The sequence below is a fragment of the Pseudomonas sp. S10E 269 genome (assembly GCF_002798465.1).
GTDB classification, from domain to species: Bacteria; Pseudomonadota; Gammaproteobacteria; order Pseudomonadales; family Pseudomonadaceae; genus Aquipseudomonas; species Aquipseudomonas pergaminensis.
In genome coordinates this window covers 698195-713846 of record NZ_PHIJ01000001.1, presented here as the reverse complement: position 1 = coordinate 713846, position 15652 = coordinate 698195, and the positions used below count along the sequence as shown (strand labels likewise).

Sequence of the window (15652 nt, the reverse complement as noted above, 5' to 3'; positions counted from 1 at the left end):
TGATCGAACGCAAGTTGCCGGGCGCTCGGGCCCGGCATGAGGGGTTAGCGCTTGGGCAGGTCGAAGTGGGTCCAGGGCACTTGCGGCAAGTAGTGCTGCGCAGCCACGATCAGCGCCACCATCACCACCAGGAACACCGCTTGCAACGGACTCCAGAAGGCCCAGTGCAAGCCATTCAGCCACGGGTAGCCTTGGCTGAATTTAACGCTCATGTGACCGATGCGTTTTTTGTGCAGGAGGTTGATCAGGACCATGCCGGCGTAGGTAACCATGCCCAGCACGCCAAGCATCAAGCCGCAGGCTCCCAGCATGACCAACTGTGGCACGCCGTGGCGAATCACCAGCCAGTAGTCGTTGGGGTTGAGCCGCTTGGGGATCAGGTACTCGCTCAGCCACACATCCACCACCCGGTAGGTAGAGCTCATTGAGGCCCACAGTTGAGTGACGCGAAAGCCAATGGCCGCTGGCACAAACGCCATCAGCATGAAAATCACCAGCGACATCCCATCCATCCGGTCGGGTTTGTCGTGGGCGATACTCAGGCCAAGCCCCAGGGCGAAAAGGGCCCACAGTCGGATGAACACCTGGGTGTAAATCGGCCGGGGTACGTATTTGCGCCAGAAGAACAGGTCGGCCCGAGGCAAGCGCTCGATCAGTTGCGGGTAGCGCCAGGTCAGGGTTTCGGCCAAGTGCTGGCAGGCATTCCACTCGTTTTCGCCAAACCCGTCGATCATGCGTTTGTGTTGAGTGGCGGACATGGGCGTCAGTAACAGGCGCGCCGCCAGGGCATCGGCTGAGGTGCGCCGCGGGTCCTGGGCCTTCTCCTGCAAGTGGGTGTAGAAGCTTTCCTGCTCACAGCGCGACACCAGTTCGCGCCACATCCACGCCGGCTCCGGGAACACGCCTTTCTGGTCGTCCCAGCCGAACGCCTGGCACACCCGCTCGAACAACGGCACGCTCCAGGTGGTGTCGTGGAGCAGGTGCAGGATGATGCGTTGCCACTGCTGTTGCAGGTCGAACACCCGCAGCCACGGCTGGTTGTTGTAGTGCGTGAGCTGGGTGATGAACTCGCGCTCGGCCTTTTGCTCCAGCCGTTCCTCTAGGGTGCGGCGGTAGTCCTGCAGCAGCTCGCCGGTCAGCGCTTCGTGCTGCCATGGTGTCATGGCCACCTGTTGCCAGGGCGTCAGCCATTCCAGGTGTTGCACCGCCCAACGGGCGATGGCGCTGCGCTCGCCCGGCGCTTCGAAGCAATGACGCAACAGGCCGGTCTGGAACGCATCGGTACAGCCCTGTTGCAGGGCCTGGGCCCAGCGGTGGTCGAGGTTGTGCGCGTTGAGGCCGTCGAGCAACGACTGGGCCGGGTCGGGTGCAGGTGTCTCGAAAAGCGCAGGGCGGACCTGGCTGATATTCATCAGTTCGGCCAGGTCATTCAGGTTGCCGTAGGCTGCTTCGGCCACCGGCGCCTGGACGCTCTCTTGCTCTTCTTCGGCGTCAACCCGCCAGCGTGCGTAGGCCAGCGCCTCTTCATAGGCTTCGCGCAGTCGCTGGAAGCCGGCAGCATCGTCATCCGGCCGGCAGCTTTTCAGCAGCCGCGCATAGGTGCGCTTGATGGTGCGCTCGTCGGCGTCTTCCGGCAGTTGCAGTACGGTCCAACACTCCATGTCGTGTTTCCTCAGCGCCAGAACCCGTTGTCGAGCTGCTCAAGTTGACGGGTCAGTTCGCTGCGGGCTTCACGGATGCGGCGCTCGTCCTGGGTGTCGAGCACTTGCTGGAACTGCGCGGCCCAATGCCCGAGTTGCTCGCGCAGTTCGCCGAGGTTTTCCTGATAAAGGCGCTCGAGGCGCGCCGTGAGTACAGTGTTGACCTGTTGGTCGCGCGGATGAACCTTCAACTGCGCCAAGGCTTGCAGGCGTTGCTGGATCTCCTCCGGGCTGAGCACGCCTGGGTTGTTCTCGATCACCAGCGAGTGCTGCTCGCCAGTCAGCGGGATGCTCACCTGGGCTTCCAGCAGGCCGTTGTTGTCGTAGGTGAAACGCACATCCAGCGAGACTTCACCGGCTTTGCGCTTGGGCACCGGGATATCCAGTTGGCCCAGTTCGATGTTGTCTTTGACCAGGCGGCTTTCGCCTTGGTAGATCTTGAGCAGTACGCGGGTCTGGTCGTCGTGAAGGGTGACCACGCTTTTGACGCGGCTCACCGGCACGCTGCTGTTGCGTTCGATCAGTGGCAGGTAATGCCCGCTTTCGATATGGCCACCGTACTGGTTCGAGGTTTCGATACCGAGGGTGTAAGGGCACACATCGGTCAGCACCACTTCTTCCAGTGCCGCAGAGCGCGCCTTGAGGGCCGCCTGGATCGCGGCGCCATGGGCGACCACCTGGTCCGGGTCGAGGCTGATGGACGGGAAGCGGCCAAACAGACCGGCGGCGAGTTTGCGCACCAACGGCATGCGCGTGGTACCGCCCACCAACAGGATTTCATCCAGGTCGCCGACACGAATCCGTGCATCACGCAGGGCCCGCTCAATCGGCGCGCGCAGGCGTTCCAGCAGCGGTGTGTAGAGCTTGGCCAGTTCCTGCTGGGTGATGGTTTTCACCCATTGCTGGCCGTCGACACGCAGGGCGAATTCGGCACTGTCGTCCTGGCCCAGGGCTTTGCGCACCCGTTCGGCTTCGCGGCGCAGGGCATGCAGCACGCTGCTGGTGGGCGGGAAGCCTTGGGCGTTGCGCTGGCTGTCGACGAAATGTTCGAGCAACAGGGTGTCGAAGTCTTCGCCGCCAAGGAAGTTGTCGCCGGCGCTGGCGCGGACTTCCATCACACCGTCGAACAGCTCGATGATCGACACGTCAAAGGTGCCGCCGCCGAGGTCGAAGACCAGGAACGAGGTTTCTTTGTCGCGCTGATGCAGGCCGTAGGCGAGGGCGGCAGCGGTGGGTTCGTTGATCAGTTTTTCAACGTTGAGCCCCGCCAGCTCGCCGGCAATGCGCGTGGCCTTGCGTTGGCCGTCGCTGAAATACGCGGGCACACTGATCACGGCTTCGGTAACGGTGTGGCCGTACGTACGCTCGATGTCTTCCTTCAGGCTTTTGAGCACCAGCGCGGAGAGTTCTTCCGGACGGAACGAGCGGTCGCCCAGGCGCACTTCGGTGGCACTGCCCATGAAGCGCTTGAACAGCGAAGTGGTCAGATGCGGGTGGGTGTGCAGGCGCTCTTTGGCAGCCTGGCCTACCAGGACACGGCCTTGATCATCCAGCCCGACCACGCTGGGGGTCAGCAACTGGCCAAGGGCATTGGGCACCAATTCGGCGGCGTCACCGCGCCAGACTGCAGCGAGACTGTTGGTGGTTCCCAGGTCGATTCCTACGATCATTACGACAAGCTCCCTCTGTGGTCTGTAAGAATCTGTTACCAATTTTACCCTGAAAGGTTGAAGAGAAAGCAAGGTGGTAAAGCCTCGCAGGTTTATAGGAAACGGCTTGCCGGGGATAGCGGTGTGTCGGTGGTATTAAAAGGCAGGCATAAAAAAACCGCTTCCGGTGAGGGAAGCGGTTTTTTTGTTTACAACAGCGCTATCAGAACAACTTCAACGCCGGTGCTTCTTCTTTCAACGGCTCGTTCTTCGCGGTCTGCTCGTTCCAGCCACCGCCGAGGGCCTTGTACAGGTTGACCTCGCTGGTCAGCTGCGCCAGGCGGTCGGTGATCAGCGATTGCTGGGCACTGAACAGCTGGCGTTGGGCATCGAGGAACGTCAGGTTGCTGTCGACACCGATGCGGTAGCGACGTTCGGCCAGGCGGTAGTAATCCTGGTTGGCCGCGACGAAGCCACGCTGGGCCTCCAGTTGCTGCTTGTAGGTTTCACGCGCGGCGAGGCCGTCGGAGACTTCCTGGAAGCCGGTCTGGATCGCCTTCTCGTAGTTCGCCACGTTGATCTCTTTCTGGATCTTCGAGTAGTCCAGGCTGGCGCGCAGGCTGCCGGCGTTGAAGATCGGGATGTTGATCTGCGGGGCGAACGACCAGGTGCCCGAGCCGCCTTTGAACAGGCCGCCGAGGTCCGGGCTCAGGGTGCCGGCGTTGGCCGTCAAGCTGATGCTCGGGAAGAACGCTGCACGGGCCGCGCCGATATTGGCGTTGGCGGCCTTGAGGTTGTACTCGGCCTGCAGGATGTCGGGGCGACGTTGCAGCAGGTCCGACGGCAAGCCGGCCGGCACTTCGCTGAGCAGGTCATCCGACAGCGGCTTGCTGGCGATATTCGCCGGCAGGCCGGTGCCTAGCAGCAGGGTCAGGCTGTTTTCGTCCTGGGCAACCTGGCGGGTATACCGGGCCAGTTGCACGCGGGCGTTTTCCACCGAGGTGCGCGCCTGGCTCAGGTCGAGGGCCGAGGCCACGCCGACTTCGTTGCTGCGCGAGGTGAGCTTGAAGCTCTGCTCGAACGCGCCCAGGGTGTCCTGGGTCAGCTTGAGCAGTTCCTTGTCGGCCTGCCAGGTCAGGTAGGCATTGGCCACGCTGGCCACCAGGCTGATCTGGGTACTGCGGCGTGCTTCTTCAGTGGCGAAATACTTCTGCAGCGCTTCTTCACTCAGGCTGCGCACGCGACCGAACAGGTCCAACTCATAGGAGCTGATCCCGAGGGTGGCCGAGTATTGGCTGGTGATGTTCGCTTCGCCGGTCTGCGAGGCACGGGCCGGCACACGCTGGCGGCTGCCGCTGCCATTGGCCGACACGGCCGGGAACAGGTCGGCACGCTGGATGCGGTACTGCGCGGCATACGCGTCGATGTTCAGGGCCGCAACGCGCAGGTCACGGTTGTTCACCAGCGCGGTCTGGATCAGCTGTTGCAGGGCAGGGTCATGGAAAAACTGCTTCCAGCCCTGCTCGGCAGCGGCCTGGTTCGGCGCCTGGGCCGACGAATACGCCGGCCCCTGCGGGAACTGCGCGGCCACCGGCGCTTCGGGGCGCTGATAGTCAGGTATCAGCGAGCAGCCACTGAGCACGAATGCCGTGACTGCTAGGGAAAGTAGCGACTTGCTCATTGGCCAGCCTCTTTAGGAGTTTCAGTAGTGTCAGTCTTTTTACGTTCGCCAGCAGCGGATACGGTTGCGAAGAACAATGGCACCCAGAAGATCGCCAGGACAGTGGCCGTGATCATACCGCCAATTACGCCGGTACCGATCGCGTGCTGGCTGCCTGAGCCGGCGCCCGAGGAGATCGCCAGCGGCAGTACGCCGAGGATGAACGCCATGGAGGTCATGATGATCGGCCGCAGACGCATGCGCGACGCCTCGATGGCCGCCTCGACGATGCCTTTGCCCTGTTCGTGAAGCTCTTTGGCGAACTCCACGATCAGAATGGCGTTTTTCGCCGCCAGGCCCACCGTCACCAACAGGCCCACCTGGAAGAACACGTCGTTGGAGAGCCCGCGCATGCTGGTGGCGATCAACGCACCCACCACGCCCAGCGGCACGACCAATACCACCGCGATCGGGATCGACCAGCTTTCGTACAGGGCCGCGAGGCACAGGAACACCACCAGCAGCGACAGGGCGTACAACGCAGGCGCCTGGGAGCCGGACAGACGTTCTTCGTACGACAGGCCCGTCCAGGCGTAACCCACGCCCGCCGGCAGTTCCTTGGCGATACGTTCGACTTCGGCCATGGCGTCACCGGTACTGTAGCCCGGAGCCGGGGTACCGAGGATTTCCATCGCCGCTACACCGTTGTAGCGCGAGAGTTTCGGCGAACCGAAGATCCACTTGCCCGAGGAGATGGCCGACATCGGCACCATCTTCCCGGAGTCGCTGCGCACGTACCACTTGTCCAGGTCTTCCGGGGACATGCGGCCAGCGGCCTCGCCTTGCACGTACACCTTCTTCACTCGACCACGGTCGATGAAGTCGTTGACGTAGCTGCCACCCAGGGCAATCGACAGGGTCTGGTTGATGCTCGACAGCGAAATACCTTGGGCACTGGCCTTCTCGTCATCGACGGTGAGCTCGTACTGCGGCTCATCGTTCACGCCGTTGGGACGCACACCGGCAAGGATTTTGCTTTGCGCTGCCGCACCGAGGAACTGGTTGCGCGCTTCCATCAGTTTTTCGTGGCCGACACCGCCCTGGTCTTGCAGGAACACGTCGAAACCGGTGGCGTTACCCAATTCCAGAACCGAAGGCGGCACGATGGCAAATACCATGGCGTCCTTGAAGGCCCCGAAGAAGTAACCCTGGGCACGCTTGGCAACCTCGAATACCGACATGGACGAATCGCGTTCATCCCACGGCTTGAGCATCACGAATGCCAGGCCCGAACTCTGGCCACGGCCGGCGAAGTTAAAGCCGTTTACGGTAAATACCGACTTCACAGCCTTGCCTTCGCCTGGCTCGCCTTCCTTGTCGTGGAGCAGGAAGGCGCGCATGTCGTCGATGACTTTCTGCGTACGTTCAGCCGAAGAGCCGACCGGGGTCTGCACCTGGGCGAAGATCACGCCTTGGTCTTCTTCTGGCAGGAACGCGCTTGGAATGCGGGTGAACAGCCAGATCATGCCGGCGAAGATGATCAGGTACACGAAGAATGCAGGAAACTTGTGCTTGATCATGTTGCCCACGCCGCGCTCGTAGCTCAGTACGCCACGGTCGAAGGTGCGGTTGAACCAGCCGAAGAAACCACGCTTGGGTTGGCCGTGCTTTTCCGGGTCGATCGGCTTGAGCATGGTGGCGCACAAGGCCGGGGTAAAGATCAGGGCAACCAGTACCGACAACGCCATGGCCGAAACGATGGTGATGGAGAACTGTTTGTAGATCACACCCGTAGAGCCGCCGAAGAACGCCATCGGCAACAGTACCGCCGACAGGACCAGGGCAATACCCACCAGGGCGCCCTGGATCTGGCCCATGGATTTCACCGTCGCTTCTTTCGGCGACAGGTGTTCCTCGGCCATGACCCGCTCGACGTTTTCCACCACCACAATGGCATCGTCCACCAGCAAGCCGATGGCCAGGATCATGCCGAACATGGTCAGGGTGTTGATGGTGAAGCCGAACGCGGCCAGGATCCCGAAGGTACCCAGCAATACCACCGGTACCGTCATGGTGGTGATGATGGTGGCGCGGAAGTTCTGCAGGAACAGGAACATCACCAGGAACACCAGCACGATCGCCTCGACCAGGGTGTGGACTACACCGGAGATCGATTCGGTCACGACTGGCGTGGTGTCATACGGCACCACCGCCTTCATGCCTGGCGGGAAGAACGGTTCCAGGGACGCCACGGTGGCACGGATGGCCTTGGCGGTGTCCAGGGCGTTCGCGCCCGATGCCAGCTTGATCGCCATGCCGGAAGCCGGCTTGCCGTTGAACTGTGCACTGATGCTGTAGTTCTGGCCGCCCAGTTCGATGCGGGCGATGTCACGCAGGCGTACTTGCGAGCCGTCGGCATTCACCTTCATGAGGATCTTGCCGAACTCTTCGGCAGTCTGCAGGCGGGTCTTGCCGATGATGGTCGCGTTCAGCTGGGTGCCGGGCAGGGCAGGCAAACCGCCCAGTTGACCGGTGGCCACCTGTACGTTCTGGGCCGAGATGGCGGTGCTGACGTCTACCGGGGTCAACTGGTAGTTGTTCAGTTTGGCCGGGTCGAGCCAGATACGCATGGCGTACTGCGAACCGAACACCTGGAAGTCACCGACGCCCGCGGTACGCGAGATCGGGTCCTGGATGTTGGACACGATGTAGTTGGACAAGTCGTCCTTGGTCATGCTGCCGTCTTCCGACACCAGACCGATCACCATCAGGAAGTTCTTCACCGACTTGGTCACGCGGATACCCTGCTGCTGCACTTCTTGCGGCAGCAGTGGGGTCGCCAGGTTCAGCTTGTTCTGCACCTGAACCTGGGCGATGTCCGGGTTGGTACCCTGGTTGAACGTCGCGGTGATGGTCATGCTGCCGTCGGAGTTACTGTCCGAGGCGACATAACGCAGGTTGTCGATACCGTTGAGCTGTTGCTCGATCACCTGCACCACGGTGTCCTGCACGGTTTGTGCGGACGCGCCTGGGTAGGTCACCTGGATGTCGATGGCGGTTGGCGCAATGGCCGGGTATTGGTTGATGGGCAACTTCAGGATCGACAGTGCCCCGACCAGCATGATCACCAGGGCAATTACCCAGGCGAAAATGGGACGGTCGATAAAAAATTTCGACATGGGTTACTCCCCCTGGCCAGCAGCGGCAGCAGGAGCTGGAGCGGAACCGGCAGGCTTGGCGTTGTCGGCGTCCTTGACCTTGACTTCGATGCCCGGCTTGATGAATTGCAGGCCTTCGGTGATCACGCGGTCACCGGCGTTCAGGCCTTTTTCCACCAGCCAGTAGGCGCCGGCAGTGCGGTTGGCCACCAGTTGACGCTGCTCGACCTTGTTGTCCTTGTTCACCACCATGGCGGTCGGGATACCTTTGATATCACGGGTCACGCCTTGCTGCGGTGCCAGGATGGCCTTGCTGTTGACGCCAGCTTGCAGTTGGGCGTGTACGAACATGCCCGGCAGCAGCGTGTGGTCAGGGTTGGGGAACACGGCGCGCAGGGTCACGGAACCGGTGGTCTGGTCAACCGACACTTCGGAGAACTCCAGCTTGCCGTCCTGGCCGTAGTCGCTGCCGTCTTCCAGGGTCAGCTTGACCTTGGCGGCGTTGGCGCCGGCTTTTTCCAGTTGGCCGCTTTCCAGGTCACGGCGCAGTTTCAGCATTTCGGCCGAAGATTGCGTGACGTCGACGTAGATCGGGTCCAGTTGCTGGATGACGGCCATGGAGTCGGCCTGGCCATTGCTGACCAGCGCGCCTTCGGTCACCGAGGAACGGCCGATACGCCCGGAGATCGGCGCGTACACCTTGGTGTAGCGCACGTTGATCTGGGCCGTTTGAACGTTTGCTTCCGCGGTCATGCGGTTGGCGACAGCGGTGTCGTATTCCTGGCGGCTCACGGCCTGCTCATCGACCAACTGCTTGTAGCGGTCGGTGATGGACTTGGTCTGGGTCAGGCTGGCCTGTGCGCTTTTCAGGGTGGCTTCATACACCGACGGGTCGATCTGGTAGAGCTGTTGCCCTTCCTTCACGTCCGCGCCTTCCTTGAACAGGCGCTTGAGGATGATGCCGTTGACCTGTGGGCGAACTTCCGCGATGCGGTAGGCGGTGGTGCGGCCTGGCAGCTCGGTGGTCAGGGTATAGGCTTGCGGTTGAATGGTGACCACGCCGACCTGAGGGGTTTGAGCGGGCGGAGCCGCTTCTTCCTTTTTACATCCGCTGAGCAGCGATGCCAGGGCGACGGCAGTGACCAGAGCGGTAACAGCTGGCTTAAGTTGCATGAAGATCCTCGGGTCAGGCGCGCAGGGTGCGCACAAGAAGTGTGGAAGGGTAAAAAACAAGCTGTGAGTAGATAAGTAGCTTGCTACGCAATATACTTACGTTCATGGTTGTTTGTAAACTCTTGACAGGCTTCGCGGAATGTTGACAAAGCAACGCCCAAAGCCTCGATTTTAGTACGTTCGGTGCCCATGACGGTGCCGTCCCACAATTATTCAGATCATCGTTACCGCCTATTAAATCTGCGTTACCGATAGTCCCAAGTACCCTGATTGAGGTTTTACTGCCATGGTTCGTCGCACCAAAGAGGAAGCTCAGGAAACGCGCAGCCAGATTCTCGAAGCCGCCGAGCAGGCCTTTTACGAGCGCGGCGTTGCGCGGACCACGCTGGCGGACATCGCCGCACTGGCCGGTGTGACGCGGGGTGCTATCTATTGGCATTTCAGCAACAAGTCCGATTTGCTGCAGGCGCTGCTCGACACCCTGCATGAGCCGCTGGATGAACTGGCCAGGGCCAGTGAAAGCGAGGATGAACTCGACCCGCTGGGCTGCATGCGCAAGCTGTTGATTCATTTGTTTCATCAAGTAGCCCTGGACCCGAAAACCCGGCGCATCAACGAGATCTTGTTCCATAAGTGCGAATTCACCGATGAAATGTGCGACATGCGCCGCCAGCGTCAGACCCACAGCCTGGAGTGCAACCTGCGCATCGGCCTGACATTGCGTAACGCGGTCCATCGCGGGCAACTTCCGGAAAATCTCGACACTGCCCGTGGCGCAGTGTGCATCCACGCCTACATCAACGGTCTGATCGGCCAGTGGCTCCTGGTGCCCGACAGCTTCCAACTGCATCAGGAGGCCGAGCGCTGGGTGGATGCCGGGCTGGACATGCTGCGCTGGAGCCCAAGCCTGCGCAATTAAGACAAAATGCGTAATTGCATCAGGTTGTGTCAACAGTAAAGCCCAAGGACCGTCAATCGTCCTTTTGCCTGATAGGTGGGGTGACTTTATATACGGGCTGGCGGGCGGTTGATAGGTAGCCGACTAAGTATTTTGTAGCGATTTTGTTGCAGGGCTGTGAAGGAGTGTTTCCTGGCCCCATGAAAAAGCCCCGGTTCCTGCGAGCCGGGGCTTTCTCGTTTCAGCACGTTACATTACAGCGCCAGCGTCGGGTAATCGATGTAGCCGACCGGGCCTTTGCTATAGAAGGTGTCTGGACGTGCTTCGTTGAGCGGCGCATCAGCCTTCAAGCGCGCTGGCAAATCCGGGTTGGCAATGAACGGCACACCCCAGGCCACGGCATCGGCTTTACCTTCGGCCAGCCAGGCGTTGGCGCTGTCCTTGGTGAAGCGTTCGTTGGCGATGTAGGTGCCACCGAAAGCCTTCTTGAGTTGTGGACCGAGGCTGTCGGCGCCTTCTTTCTCACGGGAGCAGATAAACGCGATGCCACGCTTGCCCAATTCACTGGCGACGTAGGTGAAGGTCTCCGCCAGGTTGTCGTCGCCCATGTCATGGGAGTCGGCGCGCGGTGCGAGGTGCACACCCACGCGGCCAGCACCCCAGACTTCGATGGCGGCGTCGGTCACTTCCAGCAGCAGGCGTGCACGGTTTTCCAGGGAGCCGCCGTACTGGTCAGTGCGCTTGTTGGTGCTGCTCTGCAGGAACTGGTCGAGCAGGTAGCCGTTGGCGCCATGGATTTCCACGCCGTCGAAACCGGCGGCCTTGGCGTTCTCGGCGCCGGTGCGGTAGGCGTCGATGATGTCGGCGATTTCAGCGGTTTCCAGTGCGCGTGGGGTCGGGTAGTCGGCCAGTGGGCGAACCAGGCTGACGTGGCCTTTGGGCTGGATCGCGCTCGGTGCGACCGGGGTTTCGCCGTTCAGGTACGACTCATGGGAAATACGCCCCACGTGCCACAGTTGCAGGAAGATCTTGCCGCCCGCGCCATGCACGGCCTTGGTGACGTTGGCCCAGCCGCGCACCTGATCGTTGGACCAGATGCCCGGGGTGTCCGGGTAGCCCACGCCCAGTGGCGTCACGGAGGTGGCTTCGCTGAGGATCAGCCCGGCGGAAGCGCGCTGCACGTAGTACTCGGCCATCAGCGCGTTGGGTACGCGACCGGCATCGGCACGGCAGCGGGTCAGCGGCGCCATGATGATACGGTTCGACAGTTCCAGGTCGCCCAGTTTGATTGGATCGAAAATAGTCGTCATGGGGAAAGCACCTTTGTCTTTGAAGTGGATCAGTTGGTCGCAGGGGCCAGGTCGGCATCGCCGCTCTGACGGAAAGTAATCAGGGTCACCACCAGCGCGAGAATCGCCAGGGCCGCTGCGGCCAACGGCACGCTGGTCAGGCCGAAACCGTGGGCGATTACACTGCCGCCCACCCAGGCTCCGAGGGCGTTGCCGATGTTGAACGCGCCGATGTTCAGGGTGGACACCAGGTTCGGTGCGGCCTTGCCGAAGGTCACTACGTTGATCTGCAGCGCAGGCACTGCGGCGAACGAGGCGGTGGCCCACAGGAACAGGGTGATTTCAGTCGGAATCACAGCGATGCTGGTCCAGGTCAGTGCCGTGGAGACCACCGCCATGCTGATGAACACGCCGATCAGGGTGGCCGCCAGGCGCTTGTCCGCGAGTTTGCCGCCGATAATGTTGCCGACAGTGAGGCCCAGGCCGATCAGCAATAGGGTCCAGGTCACGCCCTTGGGCGACACGCCGGTGACATCGCCGAGCAGCGGCGCGACATAGGTGAAGAGGGTGAACATGGACGCGGCAAACAATGCGGTCATGGTCAGCGACAGCCAGATGCCGGCGCCCTTGAGGGCCGCCAGTTCGGCACGCATGTCGAGTTTCTCTTCATCACGCTTGGCGGGCAGGAAGCGGATCAGGCCGATCAACGCAACCACGCCAATCACCGTCACTGCCCAGAAGGTCGAGCGCCAGCCGGCTTCCTGGCCGAGTGCGGTACCCAGCGGTACACCGAGCACGTTGGCCAGGGTCAAGCCGGTGAACATCAGGGCCACGGCGGAGGCACGCTTGTTGGCCGGCACCAGGTTGGCTGCGACCACCGAACCAATACCAAAGAACGCACCGTGGCACAGCGCGGTAACGACACGGGCAAACATCAGCACGTTGTAGTCACTGGCCAGGGCACAGAGCAGGTTGCCGATAATGAAGATCCCCATCAACGCTACCAGGGCCGCCTTGCGTGGCAGCTTGGCGGTGGCCAGTGCCATGAAGGGGGCACCGATGGCCACGCCCAGGGCGTAGCCGGTGACCAGCCAGCCAGCGCCGGGAATCGATACGCCCAGGTCCGTCGCCACATCGGGCAACAAGCCCATGATGACGAACTCGGTGGTGCCGATGGCGAAGGCGCTGAGGGCCAGTATGAGTAGCGAGAGGGGCATTAGCGTTTCCTTGTTACAGCGGTGCGTTGTCGTCAGCGCTGAGTTCAGTGATGAGCGCCGCGAGGAAGGCCTGGATGGTTTCCTCGTTGCGTTTGAAAAAGTGCCATTGGCCAGCCTTCTGGCTGCTGATCAACCCCGCCCGTTGCAATGTGGCCAGGTGGGCCGATACGGTCGACTGTGACAGGCCGCAGCGCTGATCGATCTGCCCGGCGCAGATGCCGTATTCGTGGTTGTGCAGTTGCTCGGGGAACTGCACCTTCGGGTCTTTCAGCCAGGTGAGGATGTCTCGTCGTACTGGGTGTGCCAGGGCTTTTATTATTTCGTCGAGGTCGATGGGCATGGCAGGTGCTCGGTTTCGTAAAGCGTTATATCGCGATGAGGCGAACTTTAAATCGGTCTATCCCGATATACCAATATGATTTTGATCTGAGCCTAGGCTCAATCGGTATATCGGGTTATAACGATACGTTAACGGCAGTGATAGACTGCGCGCCATGAATTATCTCGCACATCTGCACCTGGGCGGCCAACTTCCTGCGCAACTGCTGGGCAGCCTGTATGGCGACTTCGTCAAAGGCCGCCTGCAGGGCCAGTTCAGCCCGCAAATCGAAGCGGCAATCCAGTTGCATCGCTCGATTGACCGTTTTACCGACAGCCATCCGTTGGTCGATGCGGCGTTGTCGCGCTTTAGCCTGACTCGCCGAAGGTATGCCGGGATCGTCCTGGATCTGTTCTTCGACCACTGCCTGGCACGGGACTGGACGCTCTATGCCGACCAACCGCTGGAGCGCTTCACGTCGCAGGTGTACCGGGTGCTGGCGGCCGAGCCGCAATTGCCCGGGCGACTGGCGCAGATTGCGCCCTATATGGCAGCGGATGATTGGTTGGGCTCGTATCGAGAATTTGCGGTGATGGAGCAGGTGCTGCGGGGGATTTCGCGGCGACTGACACAGCCGGAGGCGTTGGGGTTTGCGATGCAGGAGTTGCGTCAACTTTATGAGCCGCTAAGCGAAGACTTCCGGCTGTTCTATCCAGAACTGCAAAAATTTGCCCAAGCTCAACTGACTACTGAGGTCTGAATGTGGGAGCTGGCTTGCCTGCGATTGCAGCCTGCCAGTTGATACATGTATTGCTGACCCACCGCTATCGCAGGCAAGCCAGCTCCCACATTTTGATCGGTGTTCACTTAATTCAAGCGGCGAATGCCGGCCGTGCATCAACTTCTTCTGCTTCCGGCAACGGCCCAAACAACGCCCTCTGCACCGCCTGCTGCGCCTGATACGCCAGCGCCGCGCGTTCTTGCCCGGCGCAGGCAATCGGCGTGAGCACGTGGATTTCCACATCGCCCTGGTCGTTGGCGAACAAGCGCATCAGGTGCGAGAGCAAATCATCGTCGCCAATAAAAGGCGCCAGCGGGTCTACTTGGCCGTCACGCAGATAACGGATCGCCACCGGCTGCAGCGACACCTGCGCATCGATCGCACTGGCCAGCAAGCGACCGTGGAAGGTGCGCAGGCTGCGCCCGTCGGTGGTGGTGCCTTCCGGGAACATCAGCAGCGGGTGCTGTTGCTCCAAATGGCGCGTCATCTGTTTGCGGATCAGCTGGCTGTCACCCGATCCCCGGCGAATGAATAGGCTACCGGCCTTGGCCGCCAACCAGCCCGCCACCGGCCAGGTGCGCACTTCGGCCTTGGACAGGAACGACAGCGGTGTGACCATGCCCAGCAGCGGAATGTCGGTCCACGACACGTGATTGCTCACCCACAGCATCGGGGTTTGCGGCAACTCACCGTGCACCGTCACGCGAAAGGGCAGGGCGTGGGTCAGTCGCGCCATGAAGAAGCGTGACCAACGCTGGCGCCGCACCATCGAGTTGGCGATGCCCAGTCGTTCGAACACACCAAACACACTGGCCATGCTCAGGCCCAGCGCCACCACCAACAGTACCCGGGCAATGCGCCCGTACACGCGCAAGCGGCTCATTACATGGCCGCCTTGAAGTGGCGGGCATAACGCGGGCACAACTCATCGCGCTTGAGCAGGATGAATACGTCGGCCACCTGGAAATCTTCATCCCAGCACGGTTCGCCGCAGATCTTCGCACCCAGGCGCATGTAGGCCTTGAGCAGCGGCGGCATTTCGGCAATCACGTTGGACGGCAGGTCCAGCGCCGGCAGTGGTTTTTTCGGTTCGGCGCGCAGGTGTTCGTTGCACAGGTAGCGTTCGCGCAGGCGCTGCATGATCGCGTGGGCCTGGATGCCGCCGTCGTGCATCGGGATGCTTGCGCAGCCCATCAGGTAGCTGTAGCCGCCCTGGTTGAGCACTTCGGCCAATTCGCCCCACAACACGGCGATGGTGCCGCCGTTGCGGTAGGCCGGGTCGACGCACGTGCGGCCGATCTCCAGGATCGGGCCCTGCAAGTGCAGCAGGCCATGCAGGCTGAATTCTTCTTCGCTGTAGAACCGGCCCAGGGTGCTGGCCGCCTGGTGGTCGAGCAAACGGGTGGTGGCGACGAGTCGACCGCTGTTCAAATCCCGCACGCCGATGTGGCTGCAGTGAACATCATAGTCATCCATGTCCAGGCCCAGCTCAGCGCCTTTCAGCTTGGCGTTGAACTCGCCGCTGAACACGTTGAACCGCAGGGCCTGGGCTTCCTGCAACGCCTGCGCGCCAACCAGGCGTTCGGCTTGCAGACGGCGTTCATTGCCGGTGTCGCTGATGCGGGCGATCTGAGTCATGGCGAGTCTCCGAGTGCCGGCCACGATTTCGGCCGGTCGACTTTGTTGTCCAAAGTCAGGCTATGTAGCCTCGGTGTCATCTCCATGAAGTTATGGTGACGCTTGGATGACAGCCATCCCTGTCGCAAATTTGTCATCACCCTCGGCTAGGCTCGCGGGCTTGAATGCCC

General features: G+C 61.4%; 12 protein-coding genes. 2 read left to right on the top strand and 10 right to left on the bottom strand.

What is annotated here, in order from left to right:
* Window positions 1–44 precede the first annotated feature (44 nt).
* From CWC48_RS03460 to CWC48_RS03440, 5 genes are all read right to left on the bottom strand, one after another.
* Complete coding sequence (locus CWC48_RS03460) at window positions 45–1661, bottom strand: J domain-containing protein (protein WP_100491344.1); 1617 nt, start codon at window positions 1659–1661, stop codon at window positions 45–47.
* Between the two features lie 11 nt (window positions 1662–1672).
* Complete coding sequence (locus CWC48_RS03455) at window positions 1673–3370, bottom strand: molecular chaperone HscC (RefSeq protein WP_100491343.1); 1698 nt, start codon at window positions 3368–3370, stop codon at window positions 1673–1675.
* 202 nt (window positions 3371–3572) lie between these two features.
* Entirely contained in the window at window positions 3573–5030 is a 1458-nt protein-coding gene (gene adeC / locus CWC48_RS03450; protein WP_100491342.1) for an AdeC/AdeK/OprM family multidrug efflux complex outer membrane factor, read from the bottom strand.
* Entirely contained in the window at window positions 5027–8188 is a 3162-nt protein-coding gene (locus CWC48_RS03445) for an efflux RND transporter permease subunit (protein ID WP_078047284.1), read from the bottom strand. Before CWC48_RS03445 ends, adeC begins: the two co-directional genes overlap by 4 nt.
* Before the next feature lie 3 nt (window positions 8189–8191).
* Entirely contained in the window at window positions 8192–9340 is a 1149-nt protein-coding gene (locus CWC48_RS03440; RefSeq protein WP_078047285.1) for an efflux RND transporter periplasmic adaptor subunit, read from the bottom strand.
* Between the two features lie 286 nt (window positions 9341–9626).
* On the opposite strand from CWC48_RS03440, the gene CWC48_RS03435 reads away from it, so the two are divergent.
* The gene (locus CWC48_RS03435) at window positions 9627–10259 is read left to right on the top strand and encodes a TetR family transcriptional regulator (RefSeq protein ID WP_078047286.1); all 633 of its coding nucleotides are present in this window, start codon (window positions 9627–9629) and stop codon (window positions 10257–10259) included.
* A 233-nt stretch (window positions 10260–10492) separates the two neighbouring features.
* On the opposite strand, the gene CWC48_RS03430 is transcribed toward CWC48_RS03435, so the two are convergent.
* The 3 genes from CWC48_RS03430 to CWC48_RS03420 are packed head-to-tail and all read right to left on the bottom strand — an operon-like array spanning window position 10493 to window position 13084.
* Window positions 10493–11548, bottom strand: coding sequence for an alkene reductase (locus CWC48_RS03430; RefSeq protein ID WP_078047287.1), 1056 nt, complete (start codon window positions 11546–11548; stop codon window positions 10493–10495).
* Window positions 11549–11577: 29 nt separating this feature from the next.
* Window positions 11578–12744, bottom strand: coding sequence for an MFS transporter (locus CWC48_RS03425; protein WP_078047288.1), 1167 nt, complete (start codon window positions 12742–12744; stop codon window positions 11578–11580).
* Between the two features lie 13 nt (window positions 12745–12757).
* A complete protein-coding gene (locus CWC48_RS03420; RefSeq protein ID WP_100491341.1) occupies window positions 12758–13084 on the bottom strand; it encodes a helix-turn-helix transcriptional regulator in 327 nt (108 codons plus the stop codon).
* A 154-nt stretch (window positions 13085–13238) separates the two neighbouring features.
* Between CWC48_RS03420 and CWC48_RS03415 the strand changes: the two genes are divergently transcribed.
* Complete coding sequence (locus tag CWC48_RS03415) at window positions 13239–13823, top strand: ACP phosphodiesterase (protein WP_100491340.1); 585 nt, start codon at window positions 13239–13241, stop codon at window positions 13821–13823.
* A 112-nt stretch (window positions 13824–13935) separates the two neighbouring features.
* Here the strand turns inward: CWC48_RS03415 and CWC48_RS03410 are convergent, their stop codons facing one another.
* Window positions 13936–14727: a 1-acyl-sn-glycerol-3-phosphate acyltransferase gene (locus CWC48_RS03410; protein ID WP_078047291.1), complete on the bottom strand. Its 792-nt coding sequence runs from the start codon at window positions 14725–14727 to the stop codon at window positions 13936–13938.
* A complete protein-coding gene (gene olsB / locus CWC48_RS03405) occupies window positions 14727–15482 on the bottom strand; it encodes an L-ornithine N(alpha)-acyltransferase (RefSeq protein ID WP_003172415.1) in 756 nt (251 codons plus the stop codon). Before olsB ends, CWC48_RS03410 begins: the two co-directional genes overlap by 1 nt.
* Window positions 15483–15652: the final 170 nt, after the last annotated feature.